General features: G+C 43.5%; 18 protein-coding genes. 9 read left to right on the forward strand and 9 right to left on the reverse strand.

Translation table 11 applies throughout. The features are described 5' to 3' along the window. Nucleotides 1-34 precede the first annotated feature (34 nt). Together CLV51_RS02340 and recR are read left to right on the forward strand one after the other, a co-directional pair. On the forward strand, nucleotides 35-1,483 hold the full coding sequence (locus CLV51_RS02340; protein ID WP_106526403.1) for an Ig-like domain-containing protein: 1,449 nt from the start codon (nucleotides 35-37) through the stop codon (nucleotides 1,481-1,483). 62 nt (nucleotides 1,484-1,545) lie between these two features. Continuing rightward, nucleotides 1,546-2,166, forward strand: a complete 621-nt coding sequence (recR, locus tag CLV51_RS02345; protein WP_106526404.1) for a recombination mediator RecR — start codon at nucleotides 1,546-1,548, stop codon at nucleotides 2,164-2,166. 123 nt (nucleotides 2,167-2,289) lie between these two features. Here recR and CLV51_RS02350 read toward each other — a convergent pair whose 3' ends face one another. Further along, nucleotides 2,290-2,508 (reverse strand): hypothetical protein, encoded by a 219-nt coding sequence (locus tag CLV51_RS02350; protein ID WP_106526405.1) that lies wholly within the window; start codon nucleotides 2,506-2,508, stop codon nucleotides 2,290-2,292. 438 nt (nucleotides 2,509-2,946) lie between these two features. Here CLV51_RS02350 and CLV51_RS02355 point away from each other — a divergent pair, with 438 nt between their 5' ends. The 6 genes from CLV51_RS02355 to CLV51_RS02380 all read left to right on the forward strand — a co-directional run bounded on the left by CLV51_RS02355 (nucleotide 2,947) and on the right by CLV51_RS02380 (nucleotide 8,838). Beyond that, on the forward strand, nucleotides 2,947-3,963 hold the full coding sequence (locus tag CLV51_RS02355; RefSeq protein ID WP_106526406.1) for a homocysteine S-methyltransferase family protein: 1,017 nt from the start codon (nucleotides 2,947-2,949) through the stop codon (nucleotides 3,961-3,963). A gap of 45 nt (nucleotides 3,964-4,008) precedes the next feature. Beyond that, complete coding sequence (gene metH, locus CLV51_RS02360; RefSeq protein ID WP_170115317.1) at nucleotides 4,009-6,780, forward strand: methionine synthase; 2,772 nt, start codon at nucleotides 4,009-4,011, stop codon at nucleotides 6,778-6,780. Between the two features lie 86 nt (nucleotides 6,781-6,866). Next, nucleotides 6,867-7,631, forward strand: coding sequence for an exodeoxyribonuclease III (locus CLV51_RS02365; RefSeq protein ID WP_106526407.1), 765 nt, complete (start codon nucleotides 6,867-6,869; stop codon nucleotides 7,629-7,631). Nucleotides 7,632-7,669: 38 nt separating this feature from the next. After that, nucleotides 7,670-7,972, forward strand: coding sequence for a DUF4286 family protein (locus CLV51_RS02370; RefSeq protein WP_106526408.1), 303 nt, complete (start codon nucleotides 7,670-7,672; stop codon nucleotides 7,970-7,972). Nucleotides 7,973-8,288: 316 nt separating this feature from the next. Then, nucleotides 8,289-8,558, forward strand: coding sequence for an HU family DNA-binding protein (locus tag CLV51_RS02375; RefSeq protein WP_012788562.1), 270 nt, complete (start codon nucleotides 8,289-8,291; stop codon nucleotides 8,556-8,558). Between the two features lie 154 nt (nucleotides 8,559-8,712). Further along, entirely contained in the window at nucleotides 8,713-8,838 is a 126-nt protein-coding gene (locus tag CLV51_RS02380) for a 30S ribosomal protein THX (RefSeq protein WP_106526409.1), read from the forward strand. Between the two features lie 79 nt (nucleotides 8,839-8,917). On the opposite strand, the gene pdxH is transcribed toward CLV51_RS02380, so the two are convergent. After that, nucleotides 8,918-9,565: a pyridoxamine 5'-phosphate oxidase gene (gene pdxH / locus CLV51_RS02385; RefSeq protein ID WP_211301927.1), complete on the reverse strand. Its 648-nt coding sequence runs from the start codon at nucleotides 9,563-9,565 to the stop codon at nucleotides 8,918-8,920. Between the two features lie 86 nt (nucleotides 9,566-9,651). Here pdxH and CLV51_RS02390 point away from each other — a divergent pair, with 86 nt between their 5' ends. Next, nucleotides 9,652-10,776, forward strand: a complete 1,125-nt coding sequence (locus tag CLV51_RS02390; protein ID WP_106526410.1) for a DUF3298 and DUF4163 domain-containing protein — start codon at nucleotides 9,652-9,654, stop codon at nucleotides 10,774-10,776. Nucleotides 10,777-10,839: 63 nt separating this feature from the next. Here the strand turns inward: CLV51_RS02390 and pyrH are convergent, their stop codons facing one another. The 7 genes from pyrH to CLV51_RS02430 all read right to left on the reverse strand — a co-directional run bounded on the left by pyrH (nucleotide 10,840) and on the right by CLV51_RS02430 (nucleotide 19,347). Further along, nucleotides 10,840-11,553 (reverse strand): UMP kinase, encoded by a 714-nt coding sequence (gene pyrH, locus CLV51_RS02395; protein WP_106526411.1) that lies wholly within the window; start codon nucleotides 11,551-11,553, stop codon nucleotides 10,840-10,842. Nucleotides 11,554-11,753: 200 nt separating this feature from the next. Continuing rightward, nucleotides 11,754-12,578, reverse strand: coding sequence for a translation elongation factor Ts (tsf, locus tag CLV51_RS02400; RefSeq protein WP_106526412.1), 825 nt, complete (start codon nucleotides 12,576-12,578; stop codon nucleotides 11,754-11,756). Between the two features lie 130 nt (nucleotides 12,579-12,708). Continuing rightward, nucleotides 12,709-13,701: a 30S ribosomal protein S2 gene (gene rpsB / locus CLV51_RS02405; RefSeq protein WP_106526413.1), complete on the reverse strand. Its 993-nt coding sequence runs from the start codon at nucleotides 13,699-13,701 to the stop codon at nucleotides 12,709-12,711. Between the two features lie 92 nt (nucleotides 13,702-13,793). Then, nucleotides 13,794-14,183 (reverse strand): 30S ribosomal protein S9, encoded by a 390-nt coding sequence (rpsI, locus tag CLV51_RS02410; RefSeq protein WP_089890120.1) that lies wholly within the window; start codon nucleotides 14,181-14,183, stop codon nucleotides 13,794-13,796. A gap of 14 nt (nucleotides 14,184-14,197) precedes the next feature. Then, the gene (gene rplM, locus CLV51_RS02415) at nucleotides 14,198-14,641 is read right to left on the reverse strand and encodes a 50S ribosomal protein L13 (protein ID WP_106526414.1); all 444 of its coding nucleotides are present in this window, start codon (nucleotides 14,639-14,641) and stop codon (nucleotides 14,198-14,200) included. A 291-nt stretch (nucleotides 14,642-14,932) separates the two neighbouring features. Beyond that, a complete protein-coding gene (locus CLV51_RS02425; protein ID WP_106526416.1) occupies nucleotides 14,933-16,336 on the reverse strand; it encodes a RagB/SusD family nutrient uptake outer membrane protein in 1,404 nt (467 codons plus the stop codon). A 23-nt stretch (nucleotides 16,337-16,359) separates the two neighbouring features. Continuing rightward, nucleotides 16,360-19,347 (reverse strand): SusC/RagA family TonB-linked outer membrane protein, encoded by a 2,988-nt coding sequence (locus tag CLV51_RS02430; RefSeq protein ID WP_211301928.1) that lies wholly within the window; start codon nucleotides 19,345-19,347, stop codon nucleotides 16,360-16,362.

Here is a 19,347-nt window from a genome sequence, read left to right on the forward strand (position 1 = left end):
TAAGTTTGTAGCATATTTAATCTGATCAGGTAACATGAATCAATATATCAGGAGCTGGGTTTTCTGGCTGATGTTTATTATCGTTTCCATCTCATTTACGCGCTGTGCCAACATTGTGCCGCCCAGTGGCGGACCGCGGGACACTATTCCGCCGGTATTGTTACAGTCAACGCCACGGGACTCCACCGTGCATTTCAAAAGCAAGAAGATTACTTTTATTTTTGATGAATTTGTGGAGCTGGATAATGTAAATGATAAACTCATTGTATCACCCACACTGAAACGTACGCCACTGGTAACGGCCAAACTACACACCGTAACCCTGGAAATCAAGGATACACTGAAGGCAAACACCACCTACACCTTCAATTTTGCAGATGCCATCCGTGATATCAATGAACGCAATATTGTACAGGACTTCCAATATGTAGTATCAACAGGTGATTACCTGGATAGCTTGCAGGTTGCCGGACATCTGATAGATGCTGAAAACGGCAGACTGGATAGTAATGTAGCTGTAATGCTATATCGCGAACTTACCGACTCCATCGTTTCCAAGGAAAAACCTGTTTATTACGCTAAAACCAAAGGTGATGGCTCATTCCGCTTTAAAAATATTGCACCCGGCACGTATAAGATTTTTGCGCTGAAGGAAGAAGACCGTGATCTGCAGTATAATCAGCCTTCGGAGATGATCGCATTCCTGGAAGCACCTATTACATTGAGGGAAACAAACCTGGCAGATGTAAATATGTTGCTGTTCATGGAAACCGACAGTACTATTAAGCCTCCGCCAGAACCTATAGACTCTGCAGACATACAGCCGGTAGAAGAAAAAAAGAAAAAGTTGCCTAAGCTACAGGCCACTCCTTCTTTAGATGGCGGAATGCAGGAATTACCCGCTCCGCTGAAAATAACTTTTAATCTGCCGCTGAGGAACCTGGATAGTGCCAGAATGATACTTGGTGAAGACAGTGCCTATAGACCGGTTACCTTTACCAGTACCATGGACTCCACCCATACGCAGCTATCGATAGGCTACAGATGGAAAGAGGGCACCCCTTACCGCCTGGTTATTCCTAAAGATGCGCCTACAGATACCTCCGGACAGCAACTGGCCAGAGCCGATACGATTAAATTCACGTCCAAAAAAGCGAATGATTACGCGATCTTCAAGGCCGACCTGAAGGTTAGCGACAGCACCCTGGCTGCTATTAACGATACCACCATGCACTATGTAATACAATTGGTGCAGGACAAAACCATCAAATATTCCGGAACAATTGTAGGTGGCAAATGGCAGCAAACATTTATCACACCTGGTGAATACGAGGTGCGGGTGTTGCTGGATACCAACGGCAATGGTAAATGGGATCGGGGTAATTACTACAGAAAGCCCAGGAAGCAACCGGAGCGGGTAATACAGATCGACAAAATAAATCTCAAAGCTTACTGGACGGTTGGTAAGTCCATCACTATATAAATTATTGCAGCGGAGGCAGCCTACTGTTATTCCCTCCGCTGCAATATCCCTAACTTTACACCATGGTATTTTCTTCTGCACTGATAGAAAACGCAGTGAATGAATTTTCAAAACTGCCGGGCATCGGTAAAAAGACAGCCCTGCGCCTGGTATTGCACCTGCTAAAGCAGGAAACCGCCCAGGTAGAGCAGTTTGGTGATGTAATAGCCCGTATGCGGCAGCAGATCAGATTTTGCACAGTTTGTCATAATGTGTCTGATGCGGATGTATGCAGTATTTGCAGCAGCCATTCCAGGCAGAAGAGCGTGGTATGTGTGGTAGAAAGCATCCGCGATGTAATGGCAATTGAAAATACCCAGCAGTTCAACGGCTTGTATCATGTGCTGGGCGGCATTATCTCTCCTATTGATGGTATTGGTCCTGATCAGCTGAATATTCATTCGCTGGTGGAAAGAGTACAGCATCAGGGGGTAGAAGAAGTGATCATGGCCGTGAGCCCTACTATTGAGGGGGATACTACTATTTATTATCTCTCTAAAAAACTAAAGGATTTTCCTGTAAAAATTACTACAATAGCCCGTGGCATTGCCTTTGGCGGAGAACTGGAATATGCGGATGAGATGACGCTGGCCCGTTCAATATCCAATAGATTGCCGCTGGAAAGCTATGTACAAAATAAATAATTACGAATGGCGGCAATTCGCGGAGATCTTCGGGCATTACCGTAATTCGTAATTAAAAAAAAATACGGGTGCTGAATAGCACCCGTCTTCGTTTAACCTGTAATTCCACGTTATGAAAAGTTGTCAGTAACCATCCTTCCCGGGATGGCCCTGTAATATTGTATGATTGGTTTCTGATTCTTTTTGCGCCTGCAGCTCTTTCCAGCGCTGCATTTCAAATTTGTTTAAAAAACATACCTTAAAAACTTCCGGCTGATTACCGTCATTTGCTATGGGTACTGGCTGTAAACCAAGACTAGCAAGGTGTTTATGGAGGGTATGGATATGTTCTGATATTGTCATGACTGACGTTTATTTTTTGTTGTAATAAAAATTTGAGAAGAACTAACGACAAAGCATTAATTGCAGCAACAGCAATTGCAGAGGGTGTATAAGGCAGAGGACTGATGGGAGGCCATGGCCGGGTATTTCATCCTATTTCTATCATCTTGTTGCATGGTGTCTTTCTATTACCCTACAAATATAGTAGACTTTGTAGACTATTTCCAAATTAAATTTAATAATATAGAGAAAATCTATATCCAGGAGGCTTTATATAATGCCGTAATTTAATCGCGGCAACATTGGTCAAAACACTGATTACATCTCAAAACCGCTAAATTCCTATTTCAAAAAAATACCTGGGAAAAGGTTATATTTGCAGGGTTATTCAGGGTGGATTTGTTTATTGTTCGACCCTGTTATCTTCTTAAACGGTAACTAATAAACGCCTTGATAAACATGAAATCTTTACAAGACTGCGCTAATGAGCGCGTACTCATCATTGACGGTGCCATGGGCACCATGATTCAGCGATATCAACTTCAGGAATCAGACTACAGAGGAACCCGCTTTGCTAACTATCCCAGTGATCTTAAAGGCAACAACGATCTTCTAAATCTTACACAGCCGCAAATAGTAGCTGCCATCCATAAAGAGTACCTGGAAGCAGGCGCAGATATTATTGAGACCAATACTTTCAGCAGCACTTCTATTGCGATGGCCGACTATGACATGCAATCGCTGGCCTATGAGCTGAATGTATCTGCAGCTACGATTGCAAAAAAAGCAGCAGCAGAGTATACAGCTAAAAACCCCGACAAGCCCCGTTTTGTAGCTGGTGCCATTGGCCCCTTAAACAAAACATTGTCCCTGTCTCCTGATGTAAATAATCCGGGCTTCCGCTCTGTATACTTCGATGAAGTAGCCACTGCATATGAAGAACAGATCAAAGGCTTATCTGACGGTGGTGTAGACCTGCTCCTGATAGAAACCATTTTTGATACGCTGAATTGCAAAGCAGCTATCTATGCTATCAAAAAGTACTTCCGTGAATCCGGCAAACCGGAATTACCGATAATGATCTCCGGTACTATTACAGATGCCTCCGGCAGAACCCTCAGCGGGCAAACCTTGGAAGCTTTCTATATCTCTGTCATGCATGCCAATCCATTCTCTATCGGCTTAAACTGTGCACTGGGTGGTCAGCAGATGCGTCCTTATATAGAGGAGTTATCCAACATCGCCAGCTGCTATGTTAGCTGCTATCCAAATGCCGGCTTACCAAATGCCTTTGGTGAATACGATGAGGAACCGGAAGATACAGCCTGTATTATTGAAGATTTTGCCGCATCCGGCTTCGTTAATATAGTAGGTGGCTGCTGCGGTACCACGCCTGATCATATACGCCACATTGCAGATCATGTGAAACATATCAAACCACGCCAAAAGCCGGAACTGGCTGAAACGCTGGCATAAATAACAGCGGCAAGGTTTTCTATCTAAATTCCATTAACAGCAACAATGAGCGCAACCATTATAAACAACATGGATACTATCAATGAATCAATTGGTACAGAAAGTGAAGAGCGTAGGGTAATTAAGCCCTTTATGCGGCTGAGCGGTCTGGAACCCTTGGTAGTAAGGCCTGAAACCAACTTCATTAACGTAGGGGAACGTACCAATGTAACCGGTTCCAAGAAATTTGCCCGCCTCGTAAGAGAAGGCCTTTACGAAGAAGCACTGTCTGTTGCCCGTCAACAGGTAGAAAGCGGCGCACAGATCCTGGATGTAAACATGGACGATGCACTGCTCGACGGAGAAACGGCCATGTCTACCTTCCTCAACCTCCTGGCAGCAGAACCGGATATTTCCCGTATCCCGGTAATGATCGACTCCAGTAAGTTCAGTGTTATTGAAGCCGGCTTGAAATGTGTACAGGGCAAATGTGTTGTAAACTCCATCAGCTTAAAAGAAGGCGAAGCCAAATTCATTGAACACGCACATATCTGCAAAAGCTACGGCGCTGCAGTAGTGGTAATGGCGTTTGATGAACACGGACAAGCAGATACGGAAGATAAAAGAGTTACTTTCTGCCATCGCGCCTATAAAATATTGACCGAAGTAGTAGGCTATGACCCACAGGACATCATCTTTGATCCTAACATCTTTGCCATTGCTACCGGTATAGAAGAACATAACAACTACGCCGTAGAATTTATTAATGCCACCCGCCGCATCAAAGAACTGATGCCACTGGTAAAAGTGAGCGGTGGCGTGAGTAACGTGTCGTTTTCCTTCCGTGGAAACGAAACCGTGCGGGAAGCGATGCACTCCGTATTCCTGTTCCACGCCATCAAAGCGGGCATGGACATGGGTATTGTGAATGCCGGCATGCTGCAGATCTACGATGATATTGAACCACAGCTGCGCGACCTTTGTGAGGATGCCGTACTAAACAGACGGGAAGATGCTACCGAAAGACTTATACAATTTGCCGAAACAGTAAAAGCTAAGGGCAAAGTAGTAGAGAAAGATGAGAAATGGCGCCTGGGCACCGTGGAAGAAAGATTAAGTCATGCGCTCGTAAATGGTATTACCGATTATATAGATGGAGATACCGAAGAAGCCCGCCTGAAATACCCACGTCCGCTGGAAGTGATAGAAGGACCGCTGATGGCAGGTATGAACATCGTTGGTGATTTATTTGGCAGTGGTAAAATGTTTTTGCCCCAGGTAGTAAAGAGTGCCCGTGTAATGAAAAAATCGGTAGCCATCCTAACTCCTTATATAGAAGAGGAAAAACTACGGATACAGGCAGAACACGGCGGCGAGATCAAAGCAGCCGGAAAAATATTGCTGGCCACCGTAAAAGGCGACGTACATGATATCGGTAAAAACATTGTAGGTGTGGTACTGGCCTGTAACGGCTATGAGATCATTGACCTTGGTGTGATGGTGCCGGCAGAAAAAATCTTACAGGCAGCCAGGCAGGAAAAAGTGGATATCATTGGGCTGAGCGGTTTGATTACCCCGAGTCTCGATGAAATGGTACATGTGGCCCGTGAACTGAAAAGGCAGGAATTTGATATTCCGCTGATCATTGGCGGAGCTACTACCTCCCGTACACATACCGCTGTTAAAATAGCCCAGGAATATGCACATGGTGTGGTACACGTACTGGATGCGTCCCGTAGCGTAACTGTTACCGGCAGCTTGCTCAACAAAGCACTCAAGCCTAATTTCCTCGCCGGTATACAGGAAGAGTATCATAAACTGAATGATGCTTTCAGGAATAAAAAACAAACGAAACAGTTCCTGCCAATAGCAGTAGCCCAACAAAATAAAACCGCTATTAACTGGGGTGCCTTTACGCCTGTAAGGCCTAAAATGACAGGTGTTAAAAAGTTTGAAAATTATGACCTGGGAGAGATAGCGAAATATATAGACTGGCAGCCATTCTTCATTGCATGGGAGCTGCATGGTAAATTTCCGCAGATCCTGACAGATGAAATAGTAGGCGTGGAAGCTACCCGGGTGTTCAACGATGCCAAAGAACTGCTGAAAAAAGTAATTGATGAAAAGTGGCTGGGTGCAAATGCAGTAATAGGTATGTATCCTGCCAATGCAGTAGCAGCAGACACTATACAGGTAACTCCCGAACAGACAGACATTGCACCTGTAAAGCTGGAATTCCTCCGTCAGCAGGTGAAGAAAGCGCCGGGGCAACCCAATTTCTCACTGGCCGACTTCATTGCACCGCAGGAAACCGGTAAAACAGATTATATCGGAGGCTTTGCCGTTACCACTGGTATAGGCATTGAGAAATGGCTGGACAAATTCAAAGCAGAGCACGATGACTACAACAGCATCATGCTTAAAGCGCTGGCAGACAGGCTGGCAGAGGCTTTCGCAGAACTGATGCACGAGCGTGTACGTAAAGAGTTCTGGGGATATGCTACAGAAGAACACCTGAGCAACGAAGATTTAATTAAAGAAGCATATGCGGGTATCCGCCCGGCACCAGGCTATCCTGCCTGTCCGGAGCATACCGAAAAATACAAGTTATTTGATCTGCTGAATGCGACTGAAAATACAGGCATCACACTTACCGAATCGCTGGCGATGTACCCTGCATCAAGCGTTAGCGGCTGGTACTTTGCTAATCCGGAAGGAAAGTATTTTGGTCTTGGTAAAATTGAAAAAGACCAGGTAACTGATTATGCCAACCGTAAAGGCTGGACCATTGAAGAAGCAGAGAAGTGGCTGCGTCCTAACCTGGAATATGATATGTAAAACAGCTTTTAGCAGTTAGATTTTAGGCATTAGCGGCTAATGCTACTCCCCTAAAAACTAACTGCTAATGGCGAAAAACTATTTCAATGAGAATCGTATCTTACAATGTAAACGGCCTGCGGTCAGCCATGACCAAAGGTTTCACCGAATGGTTACAATCGGACCCTGCTGATATCATCTGTTTGCAGGAAATTAAAGCCCACCAGGAAAACATCGACTTTCAGCAATTTGAAAAACTAGGTTATGAACACTACTGGTATCCTGCACAAAAGAAGGGATATAGCGGTGTTGCGGTAATTACCCGTATCAAGCCTGACTTTGTACAATACGGTAATGGCCATCTGCAGAGTGATTCAGAAGGGCGGTTTATAAGGCTTGATTTCGGTGATATCACCTTAATCAATACTTACTTCCCATCCGGCACCAGCGGGGAGGAAAGACAAACCTATAAATACCAGTGGCTCGAAGAGTTTTTGCAGTATCTCCATGAGCTGAAGAAAACCCGGCCCAACCTGGTGGTATGCGGCGATTACAACATTTGCCATAAACCTATTGACATACATGATCCGGTGAGCAATAAAAATTCAACCGGCTTTTTACCTGAAGAGCGGGCCTGGATGGACCGTTTCTTTGACAGCGGTTTTGTGGATACATTCCGTCAATTTAATCCGGACCCGCATCAGTACAGCTGGTGGAGCTTCCGGGCTAATTCAAGGAACAATAACAAGGGCTGGCGTATTGACTACATCAACGTAACAAGCCCGCTGCAGGCGAAGCTTAAACATGCAGCTATCTATCAACAGGTGAAGCACTCAGACCATTGCCCGGTGTTCCTGGAACTGGCGCTGTAACCATATGTTGATATGAGCATTCAATTTACCAAAGGCATATGATCATTTATAATGTAACCATAAAAGTGGCCACAGATGCGCATTTGCGGTGGCTTGAGTGGATGAGGGAAGAGCATATTCCGGCTATGCTGGAGACGGGTTTGTTTCATGATTTCCGTATGAGCAGGCTGTTGGAACAGGATGACCAGGAAGGGCCTACTTACGCTGTTCAATATTTTACAGACAGTCTGGAGAACTACAATACCTTTAAGGAAGAGCATGCACAAGCCCTGCGGCAAAGAGGTTACGACGTTTTTGGAGATCGTTTTATTGCCTTTACAACAGTCATGCAGGTGGTTTAAGCAAGTGTTCTTTGTTAAACTTATCCACAGGAAATCCACTATTTTCAAGGCATGCGGAGTTTGGTACAATACTTGGTTCAAAGCTGCGTTAATAGTAAAAAAACAAGCAAACATGCTAGGGCACAGGGTTTTATGCGATCCTGCTAAAGCTTTATACTTTAGCACGCAAAATATCAATCAGCTGTAACCGTTACCTGTAGCGTTTTTCAGCCGATAAAAATTTATATAAAAAATTGGCGAAAAATTTGGTAATCTGATAAAACGCGCTATATTTGCTCACATCAAACATTTTTTCACTAGTTAAATCTTACTAACTATGAACAAAGCCGAATTAATCGACAAGCTTGCTAAAGATGCAGGCATTACCAAAACCCAAGCTAACGAAGCTCTGGATTCTTTCACCAAAGCAGTTGCTGACACCCTGAAAAAAGGTGGCAAAGTAACTTTGGTTGGTTTCGGTACTTTCTCCGTTTCTAAACGTGCTGCACGTAACGGTAGAAACCCACAAACCGGTCAGATCATCAAGATCAAGGCTAAGAAAGTTGCTAAATTTAAGGCTGGTAAAGCTTTATCCGACAAGCTCTAATCAGTTAGCACAACTTATTCAAGCAAGGAACAATCATGTTTCTTGCTTTTTTTTTATATCAAAAGGCCGGCAGTAGACTATTTCAACGAATTACAGTAATTTGCAGCCTGATAACATCATATTTTCACAATCAACAAACTTCAAATTATTCGTTATGGGTAGAGGAGATGTAAAAACTAAAAAAGGTAAAATCTTCAGCAAATCTTTCGGTAAAGTTAGACCTGCAAGAATCAGAAAAACTACTGCTACTGCTGCTCCTAAGGCTGAGCCAAAAGCATAAGAGATTTCATGTACGAATGGCGAATTAAAGACGGAGCGATGTCCTCGCCCAATTCCTAATTCGCCATTTTGCATTTTTATCAGGGAGCTAACCGCTCTATCTTCCAGCTTCCTTCTGTAGTTAACGTATACAATATTCTATCGTGCAGGCGATTGCTTCTGCCCTGCCAGAATTCTACCACACGTGGCTTTACTACGTAGCCTCCCCAGTAATCAGGCCTTTCAGGCGCTTCCTGCTCATATTTTAATGCTACCTGACTCACCTGTTCCTCCAGGAAAGAACGGCCCGGAATCACCTTGCTTTGCGGCGAAGCGATAGCTCCTATCCTGCTATCTTTAGGCCGGCTGTTATAATATTCATTACTAATGCTGACAGGTGCTTTACTAACAGTACCTTCTATCCGTACCTGCCGCTCCAGCTCACGCCAGAAAAATAACAGGGTTACATGTGGATTCTGCGCCAGCTCCAGCCCTTTGCGACTTTCATAATTGGTAAAAAATAAAAAGCCCTCTTCGTCAAAACCTTTCAGTAACACAATACGCGCAGACGGGTGTCCATCGGGAGTACTGGTGGCTAATGTCATAGCATTAGGCTCATCTATTTCACTGCTGGTAGCATCATGCCACCACTTTTCGAATTGTGGTAACGGGTGTGGGGCAACGTCACTTTCATCCAGGGAGGCCAGTATATAATCCTTCCGTAAATCAGCTACTTTCTGGTTCAACATGGTGCTTTAATTTTTATTGGTTTAAACAGGTAAACAAAGGTATGGAAGGATAATAGTAATTTTGATGACCTGATATAAATCATACTATGAGAAGAGTTTCCTTATTGGTGTTATTGATAACTGCCACGCTGCTGTCCTGCCATAACGGTAACAGCAAAAACAGTGATACCACAGGGGCCGACAGTACAGCTGAAATCATTGTGCCACTAGCCTCTATCCCACTTTTTTATACACAGCTCAAAGGTAAACTGGCTGATAAAGACATTACCATGCAGCTGATGAAAACCGCGCCACACCTCTATCGTGGTTACTACTGCTATGATAGTATTGGTCAGCCGATAGGATTGTGGGGCACCCTGGATTCCGGACTGGTGAATGTTTATGAAGAAACGGCCAACGGTGAGGAAGAGCGTTTATTCAACGGTACCCTAACAGACGAAGGGCATTTCAAAGGTGTATGGCATGGCAATGGTACCTCGTATCATTTTGAATTGCATACAGACCTTAAAAAAGCGGTGCCTTTACAAGTGTTCTATAGTATAGATTCCGCCAGGCTGATACCATCATTCCCCAAATCGCCTGTAGGAACGGTTTCAAACAGTATTGTATGGCCAGATTCCACTGTAGATTCCACCACCGCTACTTTTATCATACAGCAAATAACAGGCAATACCCGGCTTAAAGACCCGCAGCAATATCTCAAAAGAGGGATAGATTCTTTTATACTGAGTTATACCATTTCAGCCAGAGATGCCGACAGCAGCGAATTAAAGGACGCCACCGCCGCTATGTCCTGGAACTGGACCACAGACACAGATATGAAGGTAGTATGGAATACATGGCCGCTGCTGGTATTGGAAAAGTATGCCTATGATTTCACAGGTGGGGCACATGGCAACTGGGGCGCCACTTATAAAACACTGGATCTCTCTAAAAGAAAAGTGCTTACACCAAATGATATCTTCAAACCGGGCTATAAAGAAACGCTGAGTAACTTGCTGGACAAAGCTTTTAAGGAGAAATACCACATCAGTGAAGATGAAGCGCTGGATCAGAATCTGCTGGTGAAAAGTATTCCGGCAAATGATAATATTATTGTAACCAGTAAAGGGGTTGCTTTTAGCTATGTGCCTTATGAGATAGGGCCTTATGCTTTGGGACAGGTAACGTTGTTTATTCCGTTTACAGCTTTAAAAAGCATCCTGAAATAGCTATTAGTGGTTAGCTATTAGCAGTTAGCTAATGCCTAAAGGCTAATAGCTAACTGCTGTTATTTATCCTTTTACTAAAGTACCTACATTTTTCCCCATGATCACGTTCAGGAGGTTACCCTGCCTGTTCATGTCAAACACGATAATAGGCAGCTTATTTTCCTGGCAAAGGGTAAATGCTGTCATATCCATCACGTTGAGTGATTTCTGGTATACTTCTGAAAAAGTAATGGTTTCGTAACGGGTTGCTGTTTTGTCCTTTTCAGGATCAGCAGTATAGATGCCATCTACGCGTGTGCCTTTAAGAATTACATCGGCTTGAATTTCAATTGCGCGTAAAGAAGCGGCGGTGTCTGTAGTAAAGTAAGGGTTACCAGTACCACCACCAAATATAACCACACGGCCTTTTTCCACGTGACGAATAGCACGGCGGCGGATATATGGTTCTGCGATCTGTTCCATTTTAATAGCAGATTGCAGACGGGTATAAAGTCCTACTCTTTCCAGTCCACTTTGCAAAGCCATTCCGTTGATCACGGTAGCCAGCATACCCATATAATCTCCTTGTGCTCTTTCTATACCGGTTTCGGCTTCATTCATACCGCGGTAAATATTACCTCCGCCTATTACGATGGCCACCTGTACCCCGAGGTCAGTAACCGCCTTAATATCGTAGGCATATTGAGTTATCACCTTCGGATCAATACCATAACTTGCATCCCCCATGAGGGCCTCACCGCTCAATTTGAGCAAAATACGCTTATACTTTGGCAACATGACGCTATAAAATATTGTAAGATTGTGATTTCCTAATGTAATTACGGTATTCTAATATACAACTTAAATGCAGAAAGGAGGAGATGGAAAGCAAAATGCAATTTCTTTTGTCTGAATCCTGCTGCATTAAGCGCGCTAATTAGTTATGCGCAAAAAAAAGGAGAGAAACTATTTCTCTCCTTTTTTTTAATATGATAGTATTAACCTAAAGCGATTCGCTTAAAGCCAGCCACTTTCAGGTCAGTATCTACTGATTTCAGGTATTCCGCTACGGACTTGTTATTGTCCTTAACAAACGCCTGTTGCAGCAGGGTGCTTTCTTTGAAGAATTTATTGATTTTACCGGCAGCAATTTTTTCCGCCATTTCAGCAGGTTTGCCTTCAGCCTTCACCTGTTCAACAGCGATTTCTTTTTCGCGGGCAATCAATTCAGCAGGAACGCTATCAGCATCAACTGCGATAGGGCTCATAGCTGCGATCTGCATCGCGATATCTTTACCTACTTCTTCAGAAACAGGTTTAGAGAAAGCTACCAATACGCCCATACGGAAATTACCGTGGATGTAGGAAGTAACGCCACCAGCTTCTACGAATTCGAATTTATTGAGGGTGATTTTTTCACCGATTTTTGCTACCTGGTCGTTTACTTTATCAGCAACGGTTGCACCATCCAGGGGAGCAGCATTCAGGTCTTCAACGGTTTTGATACCATTGTTCAGCGCCAGATCAGCGATAGCTTGTGCAAATTTTACGAAATCTTCGTTTTTAGCAACGAAGTCAGTTTCACAACCCAGTCCCACGATAACGCCGGATTTACCATCTGCTGCTGTTTTAGCGATGATAACACCTTCTTTGGTTTCACGATCGGAACGAAGTGCAGCCACTTTCTGGCCTTTCTTACGCAGGTAGTCTACTGCTTTTTCAAAGTCGCCTTCACTTTCTACCAGTGCCTTTCTGCAATCCATCATACCAGCACCAGTTTGCTGACGCAGTTTGTTTACATCAGCTGCTGTAATTGTTGCCATGAGCTATAATTAGTTTAATTGTTGTAAATATTTATGCAAAAACAGAATCTGACTTTTAACTATTAGCCTCTAGCAGTTAGTTCCGTAATGGTTAAACTGCTAAAGGCTAATAGCTTAAAGCTTAATTATATTATCTTCCGCCGCCTGGTTTTCTTGGACCACCGCCGCCAGCGCCAGATGGACGACGTTGTCCGCCTGCTGCACCGCCGCTACGGTTAGGACCGCCACCACCACGGTTAGCACCGCCCGGGCCACCTGGACCACGACCGCCGCCACCACGGTTAGCACCGCCTGGACCACCTGGGCCACGACCGCTACCTGGAGCACCTGGTTTACGACCTCTTTCACGGTCTTCACCACCTTCTACTTCAAATTTCTTTCCTTTATCGTCAGTTTCTTCTTCTTCCTCTACATCTTCAGATTTCTCAGTAGCTCTTTCAGAAAGACCTTCTGCGATAGCTGCACAGATATAGCTGGTGATGATAGCGATAGATTTAGTCGCATCGTCATTAGCCGGGATAGCGAAATCTATTTTAGTAGGATCGGAGTTAGTATCCACCATACCAAAAGTAGAGATGCCAAGACGTTTTGCTTCTGCCAGTGCAATGTGTTCGTGGCTGATATCAACCATAAACAGCGCTGCTGGTACACGTGCCAGTTGGGCAATACCACCCAGCACTTTCTCCATTTTCTCTTTATCGCGGCTTAAAGTAAGACGTTCTTTCTTAGTGATGTTGTCGAATGTTCCATCCTGCAGCATTTTTTCAATGCTCTGCATTTTCTTCACACTCTTACGGATCGTAGAGAAGTTAGTGAGCATACCACCTAACCATCTTTCAGTAACGAAAGGCATGTTGATGTTACGCGCAGCATCTGCTACGATTTCTTTCGCTTGCTTTTTAGTAGCAACGAACATGATCTTCTTACCGCTTTTAGCGATAGATTTCAGGGCAGCTGCTGCTTCCTGCAATCCTTCTACGGTTTTATTCAGATCAATGATATGAATACCTTTCTTTTCTGCGAAAATATAAGGCAGCATCTTTGGATTCCACTTTTTCTTCAGGTGACCGAAGTGAACACCTGCCTCCAGTAACTGCTGCTGCAATGAGGTATTATTTTCCATGTTTATATTGCTCAATTAAAAGGATCAAATAATGTTTAGCTTTTAGCATCCCAGCGATTAGCCAGTAGCTAATAGCCAATAGCTCAAAAATATTAGCGTTTAGAGAACTGGAAGCTTCTTCTTGCTTTTGCTTTACCTGGTTTCTTACGTTCAACTCCTCTTGGATCACGTTTCAACAGACCTGCTGCTTTCAGTGCGGGACGGAACTCAATGTTCACTTCGCAAAGCGCACGGGCAATACCCAGTTTAATAGCTTCTGCCTGACCTTTGATACCACCACCCTGTGCATTCACTTTCACATCAAATTTATCGAGTGCATCGATAGTTTTGAAAGGCAGTTCCACCTGATTTTGCAGGTAGATCAAAGAAAAGTAGTTTTTATAATCTTTGTCGTTTACAGTAATGTTACCGGTGCCTTTGTTGATGTAAACACGGGCAACAGCTTCCTTACGACGACCTATTGTATTTTTTTGCTTTTCCATGTATCAGAGAAAAATTAGAAAGTTAAAGGTTGTGGTTTCTGCGCAGCATGAGGATGTTCAGTACCAGCGTATACAAATAATTTTTTGTACATCGCACGGCCCAGACGATTCTTAGGCAACATACCTTTGATTGCCTTTTCGATCATTACCTCAGGACGGCGGCGGATCAGGTCCTTAGCCAACTCGATTCTCTGACCACCTGGGAAACCAGTGTAGTGCATGTATTCCTTTTCCTGCATTTTATTGCCAGTCAAAGAAATTTTTTCCGCATTGATTACGATGATATAATCACCACAGTCAGTATGAGGCGTATAGTAAGGTTTGTTTTTACCTCTTAAGATAGCTGCCATCTTAGCACATACTCTTCCGAGTGTCAGGTTAGTAGCATCTACTATATGCCAGTCACGCTTTACGTAAGCGTCGTTAGCCGATTTAGTTTTAAAACTTAATGTATTCATTGTTGTATACGATAAAAATTACGTCTTGTAAACAATTCCCCGATTATGAGGAGTGCAAAGGTACATTCCTCAATCTTAATAACCATACATTTTGCACGCTTTTTTTCAGAGCACCTTTGTAAGTTATTGGTTTTCAATAAACAATTTGTATAAAAGTTATTAACAGCACTACTTGCCTGGTGGAAAACCTCAGACATATTAAGTTTATTTTTCAATTTATTGGAGGTCGTTGAAAAAAGAAGGGCTTTCTCCAGATAGAGAAAGCCCTTCACTAATTTTAAAAACCACGGATCAGTTATAACCGTCGTTCTGTGCCAGATTACTGTTTACATTGATTTCACGCTGTGGTACAGGGAAAACCATTGTTTTATCATTAAACGGAATACCGCCATAAGTAGGCAGGTTCAACCGTTTCAGATCATGCACCGCAAAGCCTTCGCCAAACAGTTCAAAAACACGCTCATTGATGATATTATTTAATGTCGGAACAGGGATCGGAGCAGCACCTGTGCGGCCTCTTACCTGCGCCAGATCTTTGGCAGGAGTATCTCCAACAACAGATCCAAGACGGATATTACATTCTGCACGTACCAGGTACAACTCAGACAATCTTACTATGGGTATATTCTGACCATAGGCCAAATACTTTCCACAGGCCAGGTTACCGGGTTTAGCTCCGGAGCCGGTGTAAATAAGTGTATTACCCCTGCTGTCATTAGGATCAAAAGTAGCTTTGAAACCAGCGGAAACAAAAAAGTCAGCACGGCCAAGTCCTCCATCCAGATTGGCATAAAAAGTAGCTAACCCGTCATTGGCATTACCTGCGTTATTCTGATCGTTCTGTTGAATTTCCCAGATGCTTTCAGCAGTGTTTTTGGTACGGAAAACTGTTGTTACATCACTGTTAAGCGAAAATTTAGTGCTACTTATTACCTGGTTAGCCAGTGTAAGCGCATTGGCATAATCGCCTTGTTGCAAATATACCCTGGCGAGAATAGACATTGCAGCATATTGGTTAGCACGTCCGGGATTATCTGCCGGTAACAGTGTAATGGCATCTTTCAGATCCTGTATACTTGCGTTATATACTTCCGCAACAGTATTTCTCTTATATTTTTGGCTTGCTATCGCATCGTCGGAGGAAGCTTTGGTCACAATAGGAACCCCCGGCTGTGTATTGGCGCCAGCAGGACCACCGGTCCATTGCTGTCCATACAACCGAACCAGTTCAAACTGCAACAGTGCACGGATAAAGAGTGCCTCTCCTTTAAGGCTCTTCTGCAGGGCGGGATCCTTTACTACTCCCATTGACGCCAGGATTGTATTAGCCAGATTAATAGCCCTGTAAGACTGTACCCATACCCGCGTAATATCACCATTGATGGTTGAAATTTTCTTATTGGCCACCTCTCTTGGGGTATCAAAAGAACCTACCCAACCCAGGTATTTTGCACTGGCAGATTTATCAGTTGCATATAACTCCGGTAGCATAATGAGCATAGTTCCATACAAAGCAGGATCTTCCAAAACAGCATAAGCACCTATTGTCAGCTGATCTACATCCGAGTCTGTTTTAATGGCAGTGGATGCATCAATATTCTGCTTGGGATCCAGTTCCAGTTTTTTACCGCAGGAACTAACCCCAGTCAGTACCAGGGCCATCATTGCAGCATTTATATAGTTCTTAATATTCATGACTTGTTGCTTTAAGAGAGAAATTAAAATCCAACGTTAATACCAAAAGTGATTGTTTTAGCCTGCGGTGGTGTATAGAAATCATGTCCAAGCTGTAATGCACCCAGGTAAGAAGTATTTACTTCCGGATCATATCCTGAATAATTGGTAAAGGTAAACAGGTTATTGGCGGCCATATAAATCCTGGCACTTTGTAATTTCAGACCGGACATTACTTTCTTTGGAACGTTATATCCGAATGTTACTGATTTCACCCTGAAAAAAGAACCTTTCTCTACCCAGCGGGAAGACTTTTTATCACCATTGCTGCCATAGAGAATAGCTTTAGGTACTTTAGTGATATCACCGGGCTTCTGCCAGCGGGTCATCTGATCTATAGTCTGGTTATCGTAGTAAGGCGCATTTGAAGACTGGAATGATCCGGCCTGGTTGTAAATATCATTACCGGATACAAATTGTGTTTGTACATCCAGGTAAAAGTTTTTGTAAGCAAAATTATTTCCGAATCCACCAAAGAAATTAGGGTTGGGGTCACCAATCTTCATATTCGGTGCAGCATTATAATCATTGGTTGTTTTACCATCTGCAGTGGCGTATAACGCATCTCCATTCTGAGGATCTACTCCTGCAAATTTCTTACCATAGAAATAACCGAATGGTTGACCTGCCGCAATACGTCCAAGGTTACGGGAATTAGGCTCAATAGGGGATCCGCCATCATCCAATACTTTATTCCGGTTCAAAGTGATTGAAAAATTGGTGCTCCATTGAAATTCACCTACCAGGTTTCTGGAGTTCAAACCAATTTCCACACCTCTATTCTGCATAGAGCCTACGTTTCTCCTCAAAGAAGTAAAACCACCGGTTGCAGGAATGTTGATGTTGAGTAACATATCCATGGTTTTACGTTGATACAGATCTAAAGTACCTGTCAGCCTGTTATTGATCAGACCGAAGTCAAGCCCCAGATCAACTTCATGCATTGTTTCCCAGTGCAGATCACTTGCTGCCAGCCTTGATGGTACCAGGCCGATCTTGTCAGCATAATTGATAGATCCTATTAAACTGCGGGAATCGAAATCTCCGATATTATCATTACCGGTAAGACCATAACTTGCTCTCAGCTTCAGGAAATTGATAGCTTTGGAATATTTGAGGAATGACTCCTGAGAAATCACCCAACCTGCCTGTACACCAGGAAACACGCCATAGCGGTATTTTTTATCATAAAATCCAAACCTGGAAGAACCGTTCACGTTAACGTTTGCCTGCAACAGGTATTTATCCATGAATTTGTAGTTCACACGGGAGATATAGGAAACGTGTGCATTACCTGTTTCAAAAGAAGTACCGGCAGTGATTTTAGCAGCGTTCTGTATTTTCTGGAATTGATCATTCGGGTAATTTTCACCGGTAACACTGTTACTTCTTTCATTATAATCATCATACATGATACCCACTAATACACCCAGGTTATGATGTTCATGCCAGTCTTTGGTATAATTTAATGTATTGGTAAATACCTGGCTCACGCCTTTTCCTTGTGCATTAACCCCTACACCATTCTTACCACCACCGGTCTGTGTTCTGCGGCCTGCATACGTCTCTTCATCTAATTGCAGAAAGTTAAAGCCGTAATCAGTTTTAAAAGTCAGGTTTGGCAGGATGTTATAACTAAGATATACATCACCAATTCCTGTGAATTGCTGCATTATATTTTTACCATCTGTAAGATTAATCAGGTTATTATAGTAGATGGTGCTATTGTTATAACGACCAAGACTGTCACGCAACGGCTGTATCGGAGGCAATGCATTCAACTGAACCGGGTTATCAAATGCATTATCATTCGGCAACCTGTTTCCGGCCGTTTTCATCACATTGATATTAACACCAATAATTGCCTTACTGCTAATATTGTGTTCTACGTTCAACCTGCCACCAAATCTTTGCAGGTCATTACCAATGATGATACCTACCTGTTTATTGAGAACACCACTGAAATAGAATCTGGTTTTTTCATCACCGGCATTTACAGATAAAGAATAATCCTGGAAGCTACCATTACGAAAAGCAGCTCCGTTCCAGTCTGTATCGAAATTATTATTCCAGTCGTTAGATCCTGAATTTGAAGCAAAATCCCCGGCAATATCAGTAACGCCTCCGTTTTTAGCTGCTTCCGTAAACAGTTCCCGGTACTGCTTTGCATTCAGGAACTTGCGGAGATGTGTCGGTTTGCTGGTACCGCCGGAAATATTCGCGGTAACAGATGTTCTACCAGCCTTACCTCTTTTGGTAGTAATCAGTACAACACCATTTGCTCCTCTTGCACCATAGATAGCCGCAGAAGAGGCATCTTTCAGCACCGACATGGATTCTATTTCATTGGGGTCGATACTTGCCAGCGGGTTGGTAGGCTCAGCATCAGTAGTACCGATATCGTTAATAATAATGGGCACCCCATCTACTACGTAAAGCGGACGTTGGCCGGCATTGACAGAAGACGTACCACGGATTTTGATATCTGCAGCCTGTCCAAGTTTACCGCTACCGGAATTAACATACACACCGGTAACTCTGCCCTGCAACGCAGTTTCCATAGTAGGCATGGGCTGATTTTCAAAATCCTTGGCAGACACTTTAGCAACAGAGCCGGTTAAATCTTTTTTAGTCTGCGTGCCAAAGCCCAATACTACCACCTCAGACAGTTCTTTTTTATCTGATCCGAGTTGCACGTTAAATGTAGTATTGTTACCTAGTTCAACTTGCTGATCGGCATATCCTATGAAGGAAAAAACAAGTGTTTTAACCTGGGCAGGGACATTGAACTTAAAAGTACCATCAACAGTTGATACAGTTCCGGTATTAGTACCTTTTCCTTTTACTGTGACACCAGGTAAAGGGCTGCCATCTCTGGCATCTGTAACCTTTCCTGTAATTGGTTTTGTTTGGGCAAATGAGAGCGTGCATAGTAGCATTAGCATGCCCATCAACGAGTAGAATCGCAACAT

This window comes from Chitinophaga niastensis (genome assembly GCF_003014755.1).
Lineage (GTDB): Bacteria > Bacteroidota > Bacteroidia > Chitinophagales > Chitinophagaceae > Chitinophaga > Chitinophaga niastensis.

Coding starts and splice junctions, on each gene's coding strand:
- CLV51_RS02430 (WP_211301928.1), bottom strand. CDS start 19,347: ATGTTGCGATTCTACTCGTTGATGGGCATGCTAATGCTACTATGCACG.
- rpsB (WP_106526413.1), bottom strand. CDS start 13,701: ATGGAAAATAATACCTCATTGCAGCAGCAGTTACTGGAGGCAGGTGTT.
- metH (WP_170115317.1), top strand. CDS start 4,009: ATGAGCGCAACCATTATAAACAACATGGATACTATCAATGAATCAATT.
- CLV51_RS02425 (WP_106526416.1), bottom strand. CDS start 16,336: ATGAATATTAAGAACTATATAAATGCTGCAATGATGGCCCTGGTACTG.
- CLV51_RS02340 (WP_106526403.1), top strand. CDS start 35: ATGAATCAATATATCAGGAGCTGGGTTTTCTGGCTGATGTTTATTATC.
- tsf (WP_106526412.1), bottom strand. CDS start 12,578: ATGGCAACAATTACAGCAGCTGATGTAAACAAACTGCGTCAGCAAACT.
- CLV51_RS02350 (WP_106526405.1), bottom strand. CDS start 2,508: ATGACAATATCAGAACATATCCATACCCTCCATAAACACCTTGCTAGT.
- recR (WP_106526404.1), top strand. CDS start 1,546: ATGGTATTTTCTTCTGCACTGATAGAAAACGCAGTGAATGAATTTTCA.
- pdxH (WP_211301927.1), bottom strand. CDS start 9,565: ATGTTGAACCAGAAAGTAGCTGATTTACGGAAGGATTATATACTGGCC.
- CLV51_RS02390 (WP_106526410.1), top strand. CDS start 9,652: ATGAGAAGAGTTTCCTTATTGGTGTTATTGATAACTGCCACGCTGCTG.
- CLV51_RS02355 (WP_106526406.1), top strand. CDS start 2,947: ATGAAATCTTTACAAGACTGCGCTAATGAGCGCGTACTCATCATTGAC.
- rplM (WP_106526414.1), bottom strand. CDS start 14,641: ATGAATACATTAAGTTTTAAAACTAAATCGGCTAACGACGCTTACGTA.
- pyrH (WP_106526411.1), bottom strand. CDS start 11,553: ATGTTGCCAAAGTATAAGCGTATTTTGCTCAAATTGAGCGGTGAGGCC.
- CLV51_RS02375 (WP_012788562.1), top strand. CDS start 8,289: ATGAACAAAGCCGAATTAATCGACAAGCTTGCTAAAGATGCAGGCATT.
- CLV51_RS02370 (WP_106526408.1), top strand. CDS start 7,670: ATGATCATTTATAATGTAACCATAAAAGTGGCCACAGATGCGCATTTG.
- rpsI (WP_089890120.1), bottom strand. CDS start 14,183: ATGGAAAAGCAAAAAAATACAATAGGTCGTCGTAAGGAAGCTGTTGCC.
- CLV51_RS02380 (WP_106526409.1), top strand. CDS start 8,713: ATGGGTAGAGGAGATGTAAAAACTAAAAAAGGTAAAATCTTCAGCAAA.
- CLV51_RS02365 (WP_106526407.1), top strand. CDS start 6,867: ATGAGAATCGTATCTTACAATGTAAACGGCCTGCGGTCAGCCATGACC.